17 protein-coding genes are annotated in these 17721 nt (G+C 60.3%); 15 read left to right on the top strand and 2 right to left on the bottom strand.

Translation table 11 applies throughout. The features are described 5' to 3' along the window. Position 1: 1 nt before the first annotated feature. Positions 2 to 1486 (top strand): 2-methylcitrate dehydratase, encoded by a 1485-nt coding sequence (gene prpD / locus M5C56_RS18870; RefSeq protein WP_103499187.1) that lies wholly within the window; start codon positions 2 to 4, stop codon positions 1484 to 1486. Between the two features lie 149 nt (positions 1487 to 1635). Here prpD and M5C56_RS18865 read toward each other — a convergent pair whose 3' ends face one another. Continuing rightward, positions 1636 to 2454, bottom strand: a complete 819-nt coding sequence (locus tag M5C56_RS18865) for a pyruvate, water dikinase regulatory protein (RefSeq protein WP_103499188.1) — start codon at positions 2452 to 2454, stop codon at positions 1636 to 1638. A gap of 175 nt (positions 2455 to 2629) precedes the next feature. Between M5C56_RS18865 and ppsA the strand changes: the two genes are divergently transcribed. The 13 genes from ppsA to M5C56_RS18800 all read left to right on the top strand — a co-directional run bounded on the left by ppsA (position 2630) and on the right by M5C56_RS18800 (position 14498). Further along, positions 2630 to 5005, top strand: a complete 2376-nt coding sequence (gene ppsA / locus M5C56_RS18860) for a phosphoenolpyruvate synthase (protein ID WP_103499189.1) — start codon at positions 2630 to 2632, stop codon at positions 5003 to 5005. 284 nt (positions 5006 to 5289) lie between these two features. Further along, positions 5290 to 6279, top strand: coding sequence for an alpha/beta fold hydrolase (locus M5C56_RS18855; RefSeq protein WP_103499190.1), 990 nt, complete (start codon positions 5290 to 5292; stop codon positions 6277 to 6279). Between the two features lie 153 nt (positions 6280 to 6432). Beyond that, positions 6433 to 6924 carry a ribonuclease E activity regulator RraA gene (rraA, locus tag M5C56_RS18850; RefSeq protein ID WP_103499191.1) on the top strand — a complete coding sequence of 164 codons (492 nt, stop codon included), beginning with the start codon at positions 6433 to 6435 and terminating at the stop codon, positions 6922 to 6924. 26 nt (positions 6925 to 6950) lie between these two features. Continuing rightward, on the top strand, positions 6951 to 7946 hold the full coding sequence (locus M5C56_RS18845; RefSeq protein WP_152737153.1) for a zinc transporter ZntB: 996 nt from the start codon (positions 6951 to 6953) through the stop codon (positions 7944 to 7946). A gap of 64 nt (positions 7947 to 8010) precedes the next feature. Further along, a complete protein-coding gene (locus M5C56_RS18840) occupies positions 8011 to 8256 on the top strand; it encodes a CrfX protein (protein ID WP_103499192.1) in 246 nt (81 codons plus the stop codon). Between the two features lie 2 nt (positions 8257 to 8258). Then, on the top strand, positions 8259 to 9083 hold the full coding sequence (locus M5C56_RS18835; protein ID WP_100940800.1) for a mechanosensitive ion channel domain-containing protein: 825 nt from the start codon (positions 8259 to 8261) through the stop codon (positions 9081 to 9083). A gap of 90 nt (positions 9084 to 9173) precedes the next feature. Beyond that, positions 9174 to 9764 (top strand): RNA polymerase sigma factor SigX, encoded by a 591-nt coding sequence (gene sigX, locus M5C56_RS18830; RefSeq protein ID WP_100940799.1) that lies wholly within the window; start codon positions 9174 to 9176, stop codon positions 9762 to 9764. 107 nt (positions 9765 to 9871) lie between these two features. After that, positions 9872 to 10858: an OmpA family protein gene (locus M5C56_RS18825; protein WP_103499193.1), complete on the top strand. Its 987-nt coding sequence runs from the start codon at positions 9872 to 9874 to the stop codon at positions 10856 to 10858. Between the two features lie 272 nt (positions 10859 to 11130). Continuing rightward, positions 11131 to 11790 (top strand): helix-turn-helix domain-containing protein, encoded by a 660-nt coding sequence (locus M5C56_RS18820; protein WP_247263271.1) that lies wholly within the window; start codon positions 11131 to 11133, stop codon positions 11788 to 11790. Positions 11791 to 11834: 44 nt separating this feature from the next. Next, a complete protein-coding gene (locus tag M5C56_RS18815; protein ID WP_103499195.1) occupies positions 11835 to 12290 on the top strand; it encodes a SycD/LcrH family type III secretion system chaperone in 456 nt (151 codons plus the stop codon). Then, on the top strand, positions 12287 to 12595 hold the full coding sequence (locus M5C56_RS18810) for an acyl carrier protein (protein ID WP_103499196.1): 309 nt from the start codon (positions 12287 to 12289) through the stop codon (positions 12593 to 12595). Before M5C56_RS18815 ends, M5C56_RS18810 begins: the two co-directional genes overlap by 4 nt. Positions 12596 to 12788: 193 nt before the next feature. Continuing rightward, entirely contained in the window at positions 12789 to 13388 is a 600-nt protein-coding gene (locus M5C56_RS18805) for a winged helix-turn-helix domain-containing protein (RefSeq protein ID WP_103499197.1), read from the top strand. A gap of 87 nt (positions 13389 to 13475) precedes the next feature. Beyond that, the gene (locus tag M5C56_RS18800; protein ID WP_103499198.1) at positions 13476 to 14498 is read left to right on the top strand and encodes a quinone-dependent dihydroorotate dehydrogenase; all 1023 of its coding nucleotides are present in this window, start codon (positions 13476 to 13478) and stop codon (positions 14496 to 14498) included. A 116-nt stretch (positions 14499 to 14614) separates the two neighbouring features. Here M5C56_RS18800 and M5C56_RS18795 read toward each other — a convergent pair whose 3' ends face one another. After that, positions 14615 to 14830 carry a ribosome modulation factor gene (locus tag M5C56_RS18795; protein WP_002553055.1) on the bottom strand — a complete coding sequence of 72 codons (216 nt, stop codon included), beginning with the start codon at positions 14828 to 14830 and terminating at the stop codon, positions 14615 to 14617. 617 nt (positions 14831 to 15447) lie between these two features. Between M5C56_RS18795 and rlmKL the strand changes: the two genes are divergently transcribed. Continuing rightward, on the top strand, positions 15448 to 17715 hold the full coding sequence (gene rlmKL, locus M5C56_RS18790; RefSeq protein WP_103499199.1) for a bifunctional 23S rRNA (guanine(2069)-N(7))-methyltransferase RlmK/23S rRNA (guanine(2445)-N(2))-methyltransferase RlmL: 2268 nt from the start codon (positions 15448 to 15450) through the stop codon (positions 17713 to 17715). Positions 17716 to 17721: the final 6 nt, after the last annotated feature.

The following is a 17721-nucleotide window of genomic DNA, read 5'->3' as shown; positions in this document are numbered from 1 at the left end:
GATGAGCGCCAACGTTGATCTGAACAACCGTCCCGATTACGACCAGGTCCTGCAGGATATCGCCGACTATGTGCTCGACTATCAGGTCGAGTCCGCGGAGGCGCTGGATACCGCGCGTAACTGCCTGATGGATACCCTCGGCTGCGGCCTGTTGGCCCTGCGCTTTCCCGAGTGTACCAAGCACCTCGGGCCGCTGGTCGAGGGCACCATCGTGCCCTTCGGCTCGCGTGTGCCGGGGACGAGTTTTCGCCTCGATCCGGTCAAGGCGGCCTGGGATATCGGCTGTATCGTCCGTTGGCTCGACTACAACGACACCTGGCTGGCGGCCGAGTGGGGTCATCCTTCGGACAACCTCGGCGGGATTCTCGCGGTGGCCGATCATCTGTCGCAGAAGCGTGTGGCCAATGGTGAGGCACCGCTGAGCATGCGGGTGGTGCTGGAGGCGATGATCATGGCCCACGAGATCCAGGGCGTGATCGCCCTGGAAAACTCCTTCAACCGGGTCGGCCTTGATCATGTGCTGCTGGTGAAAGTCGCCTCCACCGCGGTCACCGCCAAACTCATGGGTGCCAGCCGTGAACAACTGTTGGCGGCGCTGTCCCATGCCTTTGTCGATGGCCAGGCGCTGCGCACCTATCGTCACGCGCCGAATGCCGGTTCGCGTAAATCCTGGGCGGCGGGCGATGCCACCAGTCGTGGCGTACGTCTGGCGGATATCGCCCTGCGCGGGGAAATGGGCATTCCCGGGGTGTTGAGCGCGCCACAATGGGGCTTCTACGATGTGCTGTTCAGCCATACCAGCAAGGACCTGGCGCTCAAGCCCGAAGACAAGCGCACCTTCAGCCTTTCCCAGCCGTATGGCAGCTATGTCATGGAAAATGTGCTGTTCAAGATCAGTTTCCCCGCCGAATTCCATGCCCAGACCGCCTGCGAGGCGGCGGTGACGTTGCATCCGCAGGTCAGGAGCCGCCTGGGCGAGATCGACCGGATCGTGATCACCACCCATGAATCGGCGATCCGCATCATTTCCAAGGTCGGCAAGCTGGCCAATGCCGCCGACCGCGACCACTGTCTGCAGTACATGACGGCGGTGCCGCTGGCCTTCGGCAATCTGGTAGCCGAGCATTACGAGGACGATTTCCACGCGGCCCATCCGATCATCGATGTGTTGCGCGAGAAGATGGTGATCGTTGAAGACCCGCGTTACACCCGTGAATACCTGGAGGCCGACAAACGTTCGATCGCCAATGGGGTGCAGGTGTTTTTCAAGGATGGGACCAGTACCGCGCAGGTGGTGGTGGAATACCCGATCGGCCATCGCCGTCGCCGGGCCGAGGGCATTGCGCTGCTGGAAGACAAGTTCATGGCCAATCTGGCGACGCGCTTCACCGCCCAGCGTAGTGCCGAAATCTTCGCCCTGTGCAAGGATCCGGCGCGCCTGGAGGCGACACCGGTGCATCGGTTTGTCGATCTGTTCGTGATCTAGGTTGTCTGTGCCGGCCTCTTCGCGGGCAAGCCCTGCTCCTACAGTTCATCGTCGTTCACTGATCTTCTGCACGACACCATACTGTAGGAGCAGGGCTTGCCCGCGAAAGCGCCGGTTCTGGCAACGCAGGACTGGCAGGTCTAACCGCGTTACTTGAACCGCCGCTCCACGCCTTTTTCGACGAGAATTTTCGCGGAAATCTCTTCCACCGAGAAATGCGTGGAGTTGATATGGGCGATATTCTCGCGGCGAAACAGGTTTTCCACCTCGCGCACTTCGAATTCGCACTGGGCATAGCTGGAATAACGACTGTTGGGCTTGCGCTCGTTGCGGATCGCGGTGAGACGGTCCGGGTCGATGGTCAGGCCGAACAGCTTGTGCTGGTGGGCGCGCAGGGCGGCCGGCAGTTGCAGGCGTTCCATATCGTCCTCGGTCAGCGGGTAGTTGGCCGCGCGGATGCCGAATTGCATCGCCATGTACAAGCAGGTCGGGGTCTTGCCGCAACGCGACACACCCACCAGGATCAGGTCGGCCTTGTCGTAATAGTGGGTGCGGGCACCGTCGTCGTTGTCCAGGGCGAAGTTCACCGCCTCGATGCGCTCCATATAGTTGGAGTTGCCGCCGATGGAGTGGGACTTGCCCACCGAGTAGGACGAGTGCTCGCTCAGTTCCTGTTCCAGCGGGGCGAGGAAGGTGGAAAAAATGTCGATCATGAAACCATTGGACGTGGCGAGGATCTCACGAATGTCCTGGTTGACGATGGTATCGAAGATGATCGGGCGAAATCCGTCCTTTTCGGCGGCGATATTGATCTGTTGCACCATGGCCCGGGCTTTGTCGACGTTGTCGATGTAAGGACGGGTGAATTTGGCGAAGGTAATGTTTTCGAACTGCGCCAGCAGGCTTTGACCCAGGGTTTCGGCGGTGATACCGGTGCCATCGGAGATAAAGAAAGCAGATCGTTTCATTTGCGCCTTGGGCCTTAAGCTGGTGACGATTCTTGGATATGATAGGCGGGATTTGTCCGCCAGGAATGACGGGCATTCTCACTTATTTTCCAGGTCCAGGCCACATGGCGGATAACCTGCCCATTAGAGCAGTCCGCTCCTGAGCTTTTCCAACACAGTTAGTGGAGAGATCACCTTGGTAGAGTACGTAGTTTCCCTCGATAAGCTCGGCGTCCATGATGTAGAGCACGTAGGGGGCAAGAACGCATCCCTGGGCGAGATGATCAGTAACCTCGCGGGTGCCGGTGTATCGGTCCCCGGCGGCTTTGCCACTACGGCTCAGGCGTATCGTGATTTTCTCGAGCTCAGTGGCCTGAACGACCAGATCCATGCGGCGCTGGATGCACTGGACGTCGATGACGTCAACGCCCTGGCCCGCACTGGCGCACAGATCCGCCAGTGGATCATGGAAGCCGAGTTCCCCGAGAAGCTCAACGCCGAGATCCGCACCGCCTTCGCCACCCTGTCGGCGGGCAACCCGGACATGGCCGTGGCCGTGCGTTCCTCGGCCACCGCCGAAGACCTGCCGGACGCGTCCTTCGCCGGCCAGCAGGAAACCTTCCTGAATATCCGCGGCGTGGAAAACGTCATCCGTGCGGCCAAGGAAGTCTTTGCCTCGCTGTTCAACGACCGCGCCATTTCCTACCGCGTACACCAGGGCTTCGACCACAAGCTGGTGGCCCTGTCCGCCGGCGTGCAACGCATGGTGCGTTCGGAAACCGGCACCGCCGGCGTGATGTTCACCCTCGACACCGAGTCGGGCTTCCGTGACGTGGTGTTCATCACCGGCGCCTACGGCCTGGGTGAAACCGTCGTACAAGGCGCGGTCAACCCGGATGAGTTCTACGTGCACAAGGGCACCCTCGAAGCCGGTCGTCCCGCCATCCTGCGCCGCAACCTGGGCAGCAAGGCGATCAAGATGATCTACGGCGACGAAGCCAAGGCCGGTCGTTCGGTCAAGACCGTCGATGTCGACAAGGCCGAGCGCGCGCGTTTCTGCCTCAGCGACGCCGAAGTCAGCGAGTTGGCCAAGCAGGCGATGATCATCGAGAAGCACTACAAGTGCCCGATGGACATCGAATGGGCCAAGGACGGTGACGACGGCAAGCTGTACATCGTCCAGGCGCGTCCGGAAACCGTGAAGAGCCGCACCCAGGCCAACGTCATGGAGCGCTACCTGCTCAAGGAAACCGGCACCGTGCTGGTGGAAGGCCGTGCCATCGGCCAGCGCATCGGCGCCGGCAAGGTGCGGATCATCAAGGACGTGTCCGAGATGGACAAGGTCCAGCCAGGCGACGTTCTGGTTTCCGACATGACCGACCCGGACTGGGAGCCGGTGATGAAGCGCGCCAGCGCCATCGTCACCAACCGTGGCGGGCGAACCTGCCACGCGGCGATCATCGCCCGTGAGCTGGGGATTCCGGCAGTGGTCGGTTGCGGTAACGCCACCCAACTGCTGAAAGACGGTCAGGGCGTGACCGTTTCCTGTGCCGAAGGCGACACCGGTTATATCTTCGAAGGCGAACTGGGCTTCGATATCAAGAAAAACTCCGTCGATGCCATGCCGGAACTGCCGTTCAAGATCATGATGAACGTCGGCAACCCGGACCGTGCCTTCGACTTCGCGCAGTTGCCGAACGCCGGCGTGGGCCTGGCCCGCCTGGAATTCATCATCAACCGCATGATCGGCGTGCACCCCAAGGCGCTGCTGAACTACGCCGGGCTGCCACCGGAAATCAAGGACAGTGTCGATAAACGCATCGCCGGTTACGACGATCCGGTCGGCTTCTATGTCGAGAAGCTGGTGGAAGGTATCAGCACCCTGGCGGCGGCGTTCTGGCCGAAGAAGGTCATCGTGCGGCTGTCGGACTTCAAGTCCAACGAATACGCCAACCTGATCGGCGGCAAGCTCTACGAGCCGGAAGAAGAAAACCCGATGCTGGGTTTCCGTGGGGCTTCGCGTTATATCAGCGAGTCGTTCCGTGACTGCTTCGAACTCGAATGCCGCGCCCTCAAGCGCGTGCGCAACGAGATGGGCCTGACCAACGTCGAAATCATGGTGCCGTTCGTCCGTACCCTCGGCGAAGCCAGCCAGGTGGTCGATCTGCTCGCCGCCAACGGCCTGGCCCGTGGCGAGAACGGCCTGCGGGTGATCATGATGTGCGAGTTGCCGTCCAACGCCATTCTCGCAGATGAATTCCTTGAGTACTTCGATGGTTTCTCCATCGGTTCCAACGACCTGACCCAGCTGACCCTGGGCCTGGATCGTGATTCAGGGATCATCGCGCACCTGTTCGACGAGCGTAACCCGGCGGTGAAGAAGCTGTTGTCCAACGCCATCCAGGCTTGCAACAAGGCTGGCAAGTACATCGGCATCTGCGGCCAGGGGCCTTCCGATCACCCGGACCTGGCGCTCTGGTTGATGGAGCAGGGAATTGAAAGCGTGTCGTTGAACCCGGACTCCGTGCTGGAGACCTGGTTCTTCCTGGCTGAAGGGCAAGCCCAGGCCTGACCCCTGTGGGAGCTGGCTTGCCGGCGATGCGTCCTTGAGGGCGCCAAAAGCTTCGCTGGCAAGCCAGGCTCCTACAGGTTTTGTGTTGTGCGCAAAATCTGCGTACGACGCTGTACTGTAGGAGCAGGGCTTGCCCGCGAAGGCGTCCTCAAGAGCGCCAAAAGCTTCGCTGGCAAGCCATGTTCCTACAGACTTATGTCGTAAGTAGAATCGGTCTTCGATGTTGTAAAATCTTATTTTCAGGGCGAGTCCACTTGGGCCGCCCTTTTTTGTGCAAGAGCCTTATGCAAAGCAGCAGCAATCTTTTTCCGGTCGCTTTGATCAGCGCCGAGCGTCGTGGCGATCTCTGTGAAGACGTCTATCGTTTGAAACCGGCCAACAGCCCCGACGCCACCGTCGAACTGGCGGTCACCCGCCTGGGCCTCGCCGACGAGCCCGAGGCCCGTGGCGTGCCGGTCATCCTGCTGCATGGCAGCTTTTCCAATCGGCGCTTCTGGTATTCCGCCAAGGGCATCGGCCTGGGCGCCTACCTGGCGCGTGCCGGGTTCGACGTATGGATCCCGGAAATGCGCGGTCACGGACTATCGGCGCGCAACCACAGCTATCGACGCAATCGCGTGGCCGATTACGCCCGTTATGACCTGCCGGCCATTGCCGCGTTCGTCCGTGAACAAAGCGGGCAGATTCCCCACTGGATCGGCCATTCCCTGGGTGGCATCACCCTGGCGGCTGCCTTGGGCGGTCAATACCTGGGCGCCCCTGCCGTCGCTTCGGCGGCATTGTTCGGCTGCCAGGTCAGTCGCACCTACTGGCCGTTGAAGATTCCGCCAGTGGAGTGGGGCGGTCGCCTGCTGCTGCGGCGCTTTGCCCACTTGTCCGGTTCGCGCCTCAAGCGCGGCCCTGAGGACGAGCCCATCGGCCTGGCCCTCGAAAGCCTGCGCTGGTACGGCCTGTTCGGGCGCTTCCGGGACGCCGAGCGGGATTGGTGGGGGGGCCTGGCCGAAGTGGACGTGCCGGTGCTGGCCGTCACCGCGGTGGGCGATCACCAGGATCCGGCCTGGGCCTGTCGCAAGCTGTTCGAGCAGATCGGAGCGGCGCACAAGCACTTTCTCTGCCTGGGCCGCGAGCAGGGTTTCAGCTCGGATTTCGGCCATGTCGAGATGCTGGTGAGCAAGCCGGCACAGGCTGAAGTCTGGCCAAGGGTGGCCGATTGGTTGCGCGACCAGCAGGTTTTCCTACAGGCTGAGTCAGCCGTTGTTCAGGAAACGCCCTGACAAGGGCATTTCGCTCACGGATGGTAAAGGCTAAGATATGACGCATTGAGCGGTTTGGGTCATTGTCTAAACATTCGACCGGGGCAAGCGTTTCATCTTGTAGCGCGACCTGCGTAGTCTGGCATTCTCGATTCCACCTACAGGAGTTTACCCATGGACCATTACGTCACCCCCGATCTGTGCGACGCCTATCCGGAGTTGGTACAGGTGCTTGAGCCGATGTTCAGCAACTTCGGTGGCCGCGATTCCTTCGGTGGTGAGATCGTCACCATCAAGTGCTTCGAGGATAACTCCCTGGTCAAGGACCAGGTCGAGCTCGATGGTCGGGGCAAGGTGCTGGTGGTCGATGGCGGCGGTTCCCTGCGCCGTGCCCTGCTCGGCGACATGCTGGCCGAGAAGGCGGCGAAGAACGGCTGGGAAGGGCTGGTGATCTACGGCTGCATCCGTGACGTCGACGTGATCGCCCAGACCGACCTGGGGGTGCAGGCCCTGGCCAGCCATCCGATGAAAACCGACAAGCGTGGCATCGGCGACCTCAATGTCCCGGTCACTTTTGCCGGCGTGACCTTTCGCCCGGGCGAGTACATCTACGCGGACAATAACGGTGTGATCATCGCGCCGAGCCCGCTGAAGATGCCTGAGTAAATTTTTTGCAACAAAATGGGGTAAGGATGTTCGAGGAAGAAAACGCGCAGTGGGGGCTGGTTCATGCCCTGGTTCTGGATGGTAAGGGCGGTGCGCGCTCGATTGCTCGGACAGAGCTCGATGGCTTGCAGTTGCAGCCGGAGGAAAGCCTCTGGCTGCACTGGGATCGCAGCCATCCGCAGACCCACACCTGGTTGCGCACCTCCAGCGGCCTGAGCGAGTTCAACTGCGACCTGCTGCTGGAAGAGAATACCCGGCCACGCCTGTTGCCATTGCCCGATAGCGAGCTGCTGCTGTTTTTGCGCGGGGTCAACCTCAATCCCGGTGCCGAGCCTGAAGACATGGTCTCGGTGCGGGTCTTTGCCGCCCATCAGCGGGTGATTTCCCTGCGTTTGCGGCCGTTGCGCGCCACCGATGAGTTGCTGGTGCAACTGGAGCAGGGCAAGGGGCCGAAAAACGCCGCCGAACTGATCCTTTACATCGCGCAATACCTCACCCTGAAGGTGCAGGATCTGGTCAGCGATCTCTCGGAAGTGGTCGATGACGAAGAAGAAAAGATAGATGCCGACGAACGGTATAGCCCTGAACATGGCGCCATCGTGCAGATACGTCGTCGAGCGGCCGGGCTGAAACGTTTCCTCGCACCGCAGCGGGATATTTTCGGCCAGTTGAGCCGGATCAAGCTGCCCTGGTTCGCCGACGAAGAAGCCGGTTATTGGAACGAATTGAACAACAGCCTGACCCGTTACCTGGAAGAGCTCGAATTGACCCGCGAGCGCGTGGGGCTTGTACTTGAGGCCGAGGACCGACGCCTGAACGTGCGCATGAACAAGACCATGTACCGTTTCGGGATCATCACCGGGATCTTCCTGCCGATGAGCTTCCTGACCGGTCTGTTGGGGATCAACGTCGGCGGTATTCCGTGGTCCGGAGACCCCTACGGTTTCGTCATCGCATGTCTGCTGATCGTCGCCGTTGCCGTCGGACAATGGTGGCTTTTCCGACGTTTGCGCTGGGTTTGAAACATGTTTCATGTGACCTGCAAAAAAGTGATCGCGTCTTTCACAGATATACCGAGAGGTGCGTATGCACGATCCGTTCGAACAATCTCTGCGTGACATGCTCAAGGCCTCGCCGTCCACCCGTGACGACGACGCTTGCCTGGGGCGTGTCCTGAAAACCGCCAACCGGCAGGTCGGCGCCGGTGATCTCTTCAGTCTGATGGGCCGTTGGCTGCAGGCGCTGATGATTGCCCTGAACAACGGATCGGCCCATGTTTTGCCGGTCTCTCGTCGTACCCCTATTGCTCGCTCCACGGATAAGGCTGACTGAATATGGAACTTGATCTCTGGACCCAGAGCCTCGTCACGGCAATGACTGCCTTGTGGACCAAAGTCGCGAATTTCATCCCCAACCTGTTCGGGGCGCTGGTGGTGGTGTTGCTGGGCTTTGTCGTGGCCAAGCTGCTCGACACCCTGCTGTCCAAGCTGTTGGCCAAATTGGGCCTGGATCGCCTGATGGGCGGCACCGGATTGACCAAGCTGCTGGGGCGTGCCGGCCTCCAGGTGCCGATCTCGACGCTGATCGGCAAGATCGTCTATTGGTTCATTTTGCTGATTTTCCTGGTTTCAGCGGCCGAATCCCTTGGACTTGAGCGAGTTTCAGCTACGCTCGACATGCTGGCCCTGTATTTGCCGAAGGTATTCGGCGCGGCCCTGGTGCTGCTGGTGGGGGTTTTGCTGGCACAACTGGTCAGCGGGCTGGTGCGTGGCGCGGCCGAAGGGGTTGGCCTGGATTACGCCTCGGGCCTGGGGCGGGTTGCCCAGGGCCTGGTGATTATCATCAGTATTTCGGTGGCGATCAGTCAGTTGGAGGTCAAGACCGACCTGCTGAACCATGTGATCGTCATCGTGCTCATTACCGTTGGTCTGGCCGTTGCGCTGGCCATGGGCTTGGGTAGTCGGGAGATCGCCGGGCAGATCCTGGCGGGAATTTATGTGCGTGAGTTGTATCAGGTTGGGCAACAAGTGCGAGTGGGTGAGGTCGAAGGACAGATTGAAGAGATTGGCACGGTCAAGACCACATTGCTGACCGATGAGGGTGAGCTAGTCTCTCTCTCCAATCGGATCTTGCTGGAGCAGCATGTGAGCAGCCGCTAACCCGGCAAACCCTGCTACTCTATGCCGCCGCAAAAATGCCCGCAGCCATGGCTGCGGCGGACATTGACCTGACTGTCGGCCCGACTCGTTTTGAATAAAGCTCAATCGCTCTCCATGCGCTACGACCCCCGCGAACTCACCGATGAGGAGTTGGTGGCGCGTGCGCATTCGGAGCTGTTTCATGTGACCCGCGCCTATGAAGAGTTGATGCGGCGCTATCAACGCACCTTGTTCAGCGTTTGTTCAAGATATTTAGGGAACGAACGCGATGCGGACGATGTCTGTCAGGAAGTGATGTTGAAGGTGTTGTATGGCCTTAAGAACTTTGAGGGTAAATCCAAGTTCAAGACATGGCTATATAGCATCACGTACAACGAATGTATTACGCAGTATCGCAAAGAGCGCCGAAAGCGGCGCCTGATGGATGCGTTGAGTCTCGACCCCCTCGAGGAAGCGTCTGAAGAGAAGACGCCGAAACCTGAGGAAAAGGGCGGACTGGATCGATGGTTAGTGCATGTGAACCCGATTGACCGAGAAATTCTGGTGCTACGATTTGTCGCAGAGCTGGAGTTTCAGGAGATTGCAGACATCATGCACATGGGCTTGAGCGCCACGAAAATGCGCTATAAACGGGCCCTCGACAAATTGCGTGAGAAATTTGCGGGTATCGCTGAAACTTAGTTCAGCGCAAATGTCTCTTACGTGTAGGCAAGTTCTGCTACACTTGCCGCCGAGTTGTCCCCCGGTTTGTGGGACTGCTATACAATCACCAGATGGGGATTTAACGGATGAAACTGAAAAACACCTTGGGCTTGGCCATTGGCTCTCTCATTGCCGCTACTTCGTTCGGCGCACTGGCACAAGGCCAAGGCGCGGTCGAAGGTGAAGCGTTCTGGGGCAAGACCTGGAACCACAGCGTCGATTCCTACCAGAACGGTCGCACACCTGGCGTCTCGATCGGCTACTTCCTGACCGACGACGTTTCGGTGAACCTGACCTACCGTAAGGACGACTACACTCGTTCGGACACTGACACTGGCAACCAGAAGATCAATGGCGATCATTTCGGTCTGAAGTCCCAGTACCACTTCGGTAATGTCGGCGACATGTTCCGTCCTTATGTTGAAGGCGGCGTGTCCCACGGCAGCATGACCAACGTAGCTGCTGATGGCCACACTGGCCGTGACGGTTCGACCTACCTGACCACCGGTGCCGGTGTGAAGATGTACATCACCGACAACCTGTACGCTCGTGCCGGCGGTGAAGCTGACTACAAGCTGGACAACGGTCGTTGGGACTACCAGGCTCTGATCGGCCTGGGCGTGAACTTCGGCGGCAGCGGCGGCAAAGTAGCTCCGGCTCCTGCTCCAGCTCCAGTAGAAGCGGCTCCAGCTCCAGTAGCTGAATCCGCTCCAGCTCCAGAAGTTGTCAAGGTTCAGCTGGACGTCAAGTTCGACTTCAACAAGGCCATTGTCAAGCCTAACAGCAAGGGCGACGTGAAGAACCTGGCTGACTTCATGAAGCAGTACCCACGTACTACTACTACTGTTGCTGGTCACACTGACAACGTCGGTCCTGACGCTTACAACCAGAAGCTGTCCCAGCGTCGTGCTGATGCTGTGAAACAGGTCCTGGTCCAGGACGGCGTAGCTCCTAACCGCATCCAGTCGGTAGGCTACGGTAAAACCCGCCCAGTGGCTGACAACGCCACTGAAGCCGGTCGCGCGATCAACCGTCGCGTAGAAGCTGAAGTAGAAGCCCAACAAGGTCAGTAATGACTTTGCGGTAAGAAAAAGCCCGGCTTAGGCCGGGCTTTTTTTCGCCTGCGATTTGAGCCCGGCACGGGCACCGACCTGTGCTCGTGTGCTTTCGGACAACGCTTCATCAGATTTTCATCATGATTGGCGGGCGCCTCCCGGCCATCATCGCACCGCTCAATAAGAACGAGACGGGGCGCAGTGTGCAGAGTGATCAACTATCCGCGACCAGGTGTCCGGGCTTTTTATATGGTGAACAGGTCGTACAGGTACAGGCGGGGGAGGCCGGCGTGTGCCTGGCCCATGACGAGGCGAGCGTGTCCTGGTGCCTGCCGCCGGGCTGGCAGGGCTTGCTGGTGGCGCGGGGCATGTTGCGGGTCATCGGCGGTGACCTGCTCAGCGAGCGCCCCGTGGAGGCGAGCCTGGTCAAGCTGCAGGTGTTTATCGACCAGGGCATGGGTTTCGAACGGGCGCGATCGGCCGCGACGCCCTGGGCGGCCTTGCCCTTGTCAGCCGGGGTATCGGCCAGCAGGACCTTGTTGGAATCCTGGTATATCGACTGCGCCTTGCGCGCCGATCCCGCCCATCAAGGCTTTGCCGAAGTCCTGCGGCAAAGCCCGAACTACTGGCTGGTGCGTTTTCTCCTGGAGCAGGGCACGGCCAATGAAAAACTGATTGGCCTGGCCAAGCGTTATGGCGTGTCGGTCTCGCATTTTCGAAGGTTGTGCCATCAGGCGCTGGGCTGTGCGGCCAAGCCCGAGTTGCGTGACTGGCGCACGGCCAAGGCCCTGCTGAGCATGATCGGCGGCGAGTGTTCGTTGACCGATGTGGCGCTGGAGTTCGGTTATGCCTCTTCGTCGCACTTTTCCAAGGAGGTCCGTGAACTGCTCGGCGTGGCGCCCAGCCGCCTCTGCGATATCCAGGCGTCCATGGGTTTGATGATCTCGTGACAGTCAAGACGTCAGCAACTGACGTGTTCCTCGGGGGTGTGGCGATGTGTAGCCCGAAAGAGGCGCTCAAGGAGATGAGCGAAACCGGTAACGAACAGGTGCAGGGCCTTTATGCCCATGCCTGCCAGTTCCAGGAGCAAGGACGCCTGGAGGAAGCGGAAAAACTCTTCCGTTTCCTGTGTATCTACGACTTTTACAACAGCCATTACTGGATGGGGCTGGCGGCGGTCTATCAGGTCTCCGGGCACTACCGCAAGGCCATCGAGCTGTATGCGGTGGCGTTTGCCCAGGATCGTGGCGACTACCGGCCGATGTTCTATACCGGCGAGTGTCAACTGGCGCTTGGCGCGCAGGCCAAGGCTCGGGATTGTTTCGACTATGTGCTCAGGCAGGCGGTTGATGGCGAGCTGCCACGGCGCTCGCGGGCCTATCTCGAGGATTTGCAGGCGGGCTCCATGCCGTCATGTTCCGGCGCGGTTTGTGGGAAAGCGAGTCTATGAGTTACCTGGTTCCGGGAGAGTGTGACTACTTTATCGAGCAACAGGTGATGGTGTTGCTGGCCGAGCATTTTTCACTGCCACGCAGAAAGATCCGTTTCGAGTCGAGACTGCTCGAAGACCTGGGCAGTGGCGATGTCGACTTTGCCGAGCTGGTCGAGCGGCTCAATGCGGCGTTCCGTATCAGGCTGTCAATCGACGAGATCGGGCGCTGGCGGACTGTGGCTGATCTGTGTCGTCTTGTAGGAAATGCCCGGGGAGAGGCGGGGAGCTACCAGAGTTCCTGCATTAGGGCGCAGTTTGTATGAAGGAATCAGCCTTGAGCCTGTAGGTTTTGTCGGTGCTGTCATCTTGTTGAATATTCCTTTTCTATGCGGGAAATGTCCTACCGACATGGCTCGATGTGAATTCCTATAGTCGTGACGTTCCTCGTGAATAGACCCTTTTCCCGGGTTTATTTTTGAATGGTCGTACATCTCTATAGAGGATTGCGTCGAGGTTATGGACAGCGCCACTGGAAAGACTCCGCGACAAACCTTCGTCTTTGGCCAATGGATATTGCAAAGCGATGGAAACCTGGTGAGGTGCGGCCGGGGAATTCATCTGCCGCCCAAGGAGTTGCAGGTGCTGCGCCTGTTGCTGGGTTCGGCTGGACGACTGGTGACCAAGGACCGCTTGCTCGACAGCGTCTGGCCGGGCATGGACGCGGCCGAGGAGTCGCTGACGCGCTGTATCTATGTGCTGCGCAAGTTGCTCGAGGAGAGCAAGGGTTATATCGCCACCGTCTACGGCAAGGGCTATCGCTTTACCGGTCCGGTGGTGCCGTTGCTGCCGGTGTTGGGGGACCCTCTGAGCGTCTTGCCGACCGAGCGGGTGGCCACTTGTTGCGAGCCCTGGAGTGCGCTGCAACTGGCCGATACCTGGCTGGCCCTGTCGATGCTGGGGCTTTGTGATCGCGGCGCGGGGGTCGAGCAGGCCCGGGCGGCGGTCGCCCGGGTCCTGGAGCTGGAAGCCGGCAATCACCAGGCGCTGGCCCGCCTGGCCCTGGTCACCAGCCTGCAAGGTTGCGCCGAGGCAACCGCATTGCCGCCTTGCGGATAAGTCGGGCTCGTGGTGCGCCTATGGTTTTTGCCGGGGCCCGGCTATAATCGCCGGCCACTATCGTCGCCATCCGAGTCAAGCCCGCCCATGTATAACCTGGCCCGCCAGTTGTTGTTCAAGTTTTCTCCGGAAGTCTCCCACGATTTGTCCCTGGACCTGATCGGCGCGGGTGGGCGGCTGGGGCTTAACAGCCTGTTGTGCAAGGCTCCGGCGTCGAACCCGGTGACGGTCATGGGCCTGGACTTTCCCAACCCGGTGGGCCTGGCTGCGGGCCTGGACAAGAACGGTGCGGCCATCGACGGTTTTGCCCAACTGGGCTTCGGTTTCGTTGAAATCGGCACGGTGACGCCACGGCCGCAGCCGGGCAATCCGAAACCACGGATCTTCCGCCTGCCCCAGGCCGAGGCAATCATCAATCGCATGGGCTTCAACAACCTGGGTGTGGACAACCTGGTGTCGCGGGTCCGAGCCGCACGCTACAGGGGGATCCTCGGCATCAATATCGGCAAGAACTTCGACACGCCGGTGGAACGTGCCGTCGATGACTACCTGATCTGCCTGGACAAGGTCTATGCCCATGCCAGCTACGTGACGGTCAACGTCAGTTCGCCGAACACCCCGGGCCTGCGCAGCCTGCAATTCGGCGATTCGCTCAAGCAACTGCTCGAGGCCTTGCGCGTGCGCCAGGCACAGTTGGCCCAGCAGCATGGCAAATACGTCCCGCTCGCGATCAAGATCGCTCCGGACATGACCGACGAAGAGACCGTGCTGGTAGCCCAGGCGTTGCTGGAGTCGGGCATGGACGCGGTGATCGCCACCAACACCACCCTGAGCCGTGTCGGTGTCGAAGGCCTGGCCCATGGCGACGAGGCCGGTGGCCTGTCCGGCGCGCCGGTGCGCGAGAAGAGCACCCATACCGTCAAGGTGCTGGCTGCTGAACTGGCCGGGCGTTTGCCGATCATCGCGGCGGGCGGTATCACCGAGGGGGAGCACGCGGCTGAGAAGATCGCCGCCGGGGCCAGCCTGGTGCAGGTGTATTCGGGGTTCATCTACAAGGGGCCGGCGTTGATTCGCCAGTCGGTGGATGCCATCGCGGCGTTACGGCGTTAAGCCTGCGGCATTAAAAAGGGCTCCGTAGGAGCCCCTGGGCCGAAGCCCGCCGCCCGGATGGGGCGTGCATGGTAAGTCGGTTGTTGCTCAAATTGTCATGTCGGAATGTGCCCTGATCAGCCGACAGCGTGAAGTTCGTTGAGTCTGTGGATTCCCGCAGTGCCGGTCATACCGTCCCAGTTGTCGCCGCGTCCTTCTCGCCAGCCATTGATCCAGGCTTGGCGCACCGACGGTAGAGTAAAGGGGCAAAGCTCGCGGGATTTGCCATGAACGCCGTATTGATATCCGCGTAAAAATGCTCTTTCCAACGGATCACGCTTAAGTCTTCTCATAGGGTGTTGCCCTCACTGGTTGACTGTTATATGTCCCGTCGACCTCTTGGCGAAGTCGGGCAGAATGCATCTGCCGTTGGTGCTCGCTGCCGGCGTGGCGAGCTCCGCCCTGGTACGCAAAAGCGCTTGGGCGATTTCGCGGTAGGGCGGGGTGTTGACGCCATTGCGACGTCAACCTGTTGTGAGTTCTAACCAATGCGCAGGGGCGTGTGAATGACCGTTTTGTCATAAGGACGTAACGATAATGGTGTTAAGGCCATAAGGTGTGATGGCCGTTTGCTCGTATCGCTGGAGAAAACCCAGCTACGATCAGCCCTTAGATGAATGATGAGTTTCATTCTCTACTGCGAATACCGACCCGTTGTCGTCAGGTATTATTCGACGAAGGGTCACGATGTGACTTTTTGTTACGAGAGTTTTTGTTAAAAAGAGTTTTTATTACGAGAGTTGAGCTGTCCAGGCATCAAGGTTCTTTCAATCCAAGGGTTGAAGGATCTGCCTGGGTGGACAGGCGCAATGGTGCGCCACACGAGCGCTCTTCGAGAAAAGCGCTTGATCGAAACCGAGCGGGCGATGCGTTTGCCCGTTCCTTGAAGGCTATAAGCCCTGGAATTCCCATGTCGGATCGTTACGAACTCTTCCTCACTTGCCCCAAGGGCCTTGAAGGCCTGCTTTTTGAGGAAGCCGTCGGGCTTGGCCTTGAGGAGGCGCGCGAGCACACCTCGGCCATTCGCGGCACGGCCGATATGGAGACCGCCTATCGCCTGTGTCTCTGGTCGCGACTGGCCAACCGCGTGCTGCTGGTGCTCAAGCGCTTCCCGATGAAGGACGCCGAGGACCTTTACCACGGCGTGCTCGACGTCGACTGGCAGGACCATATGGTCTGCGACGGGACCCTGGCCGTTGAGTTCAGCGGCCATGGTTCGGGCATCGACAACACCCATTTCGGTGCCTTGAAGGTCAAGGATGCAATTGTCGACAAGCTGCGCACCCCGACCGGCGAGCGTCCGTCCATCGACAAGATCAGCCCGGACCTGCGCATTCACCTGCGCCTGGACCGTGGCGAAGCGATCCTCTCCCTCGACCTGTCCGGCCACAGCCTGCACCAGCGTGGCTATCGTCTGCAGCAGGGCGCCGCGCCGCTGAAGGAAAACCTCGCGGCGGCGATCCTGATCCGCTCCGGCTGGCCGCGGATTGCCGCCGAAGGCGGGGCCCTGGCCGACCCGATGTGTGGTGTCGGGACCTTCCTGGTGGAAGCCGGGATGATCGCCGCCGATATGGCGCCCAACCTCAACCGCATTCACTGGGGCTTCGACGCCTGGCTCGGGCATGTACCGGCGCTGTGGAAAAAGCTTCACGAGGAAGCCACCGAGCGTGCCGAAGCCGGCCTGGCCAAGCCGCCGCTGTGGATTCGTGGTTATGAAGCCGATCCGCGACTGATCCAGCCTGCGCGCAACAACATCGAGCGTGCCGGCCTGAGCGAATGGATCAAGGTCTACCAGGGTGAGGTGGCAACCTTCGAGCCGCGCCCGGACCAGAACCAGACAGGCCTGGTGATCTGCAACCCGCCCTATGGCGAACGCCTGGGCGACGAAGCCAGCCTGCTCTATCTTTACCAGAACCTTGGCGAACGCCTGCGCCAGTCCTGCCTGAACTGGGAGGCGGCGGTGTTCACCGGTGCCCCGGACCTGGGCAAGCGCATGGGCATTCGCAGCCACAAGCAGTATTCGTTCTGGAACGGCGCCTTGCCGTGCAAGCTGTTGTTGATCAAGGTCCTGCCGGATCAGTTCGTCACCGGCGAGCGTCGCACACCGGAACAGCGCCAGATCGAACGCGAGCAGGCTGAAGTCCTGGCGCAGGAAGTGGCTGAAGCACCGAAATTCAACAAGAACGGCAATCCGATCAAGCCAGCGCCGGTTCCCGCGCCAGTGGTCGAGCAGGCGCGCCTGAGCGAAGGCGGGCAGATGTTCGCCAACCGTCTGCAGAAGAACCTCAAGCAGTTGGGTAAGTGGGCCCGGCGTGAAGGCGTCGACTGCTATCGGGTGTATGACGCCGATATGCCGGAATACTCGCTGGCCATCGACCTGTACCACGACTGGGTGCACGTCCAGGAATACGCCGCGCCCAAGTCCATCGACCCGGAAAAGGCCCAGGCCCGACTGTTCGATGCCCTGGCGGCGATTCCCCAGGCGCTGAATGTCGACAAGAGCCGCGTGATCATCAAGCGCCGCGAGCGCCAGAGCGGCACCAAGCAATACGAGCGCCAGAGCGCCCAGGGCAAGTTCACCGAGGTCAACGAAGGCGGGGTGAAGTTGCTGGTCAACCTGACCGACTATCTCGACACCGGTCTGTTTCTCGACCACCGGCCGATGCGCCTGCGGATCCAGAAAGAGGCGGCCGGCAAACGCTTCCTCAACCTGTTCTGCTACACCGCGACCGCCAGTGTGCACGCGGCCAAGGGCGGTGCGCGCACCACCACCAGCGTCGACCTGTCGAAAACCTACCTGGACTGGGCGCGGCGCAACCTGTCGCTCAATGGTTTCTCCGACAAGAACCGCCTGGAGCAGGGGGATGTGATGGCCTGGCTCGAGGCCAGTCGCGATGAGTTCGACCTGATCTTCATCGACCCGCCGACCTTCTCCAACTCCAAGCGCATGGAAGGCGTGTTCGACGTCCAGCGTGACCACGTGCAGTTGCTCGATCTGGCCGTGGCGCGCCTGGCACCGGGCGGCGTGCTGTATTTCTCCAACAACTTCCGCAAGTTCCAGTTGGACGAGCACCTGGCGACACGTTATGCCGTCGAGGAAATCAGTGCCCAGACCCTGGACCCGGATTTCGCCCGCAACAGCAAGATCCACCGCGCCTGGAAAATCAGCGCCCGCTGATCACCA

It is taken from the genome of Pseudomonas sp. MWU13-2862 (assembly GCF_023242495.1).
GTDB lineage: Bacteria > Pseudomonadota > Gammaproteobacteria > Pseudomonadales > Pseudomonadaceae > Aquipseudomonas > Aquipseudomonas gingeri_D.
This window is presented reverse-complemented; position numbering and strand designations above follow the sequence as displayed.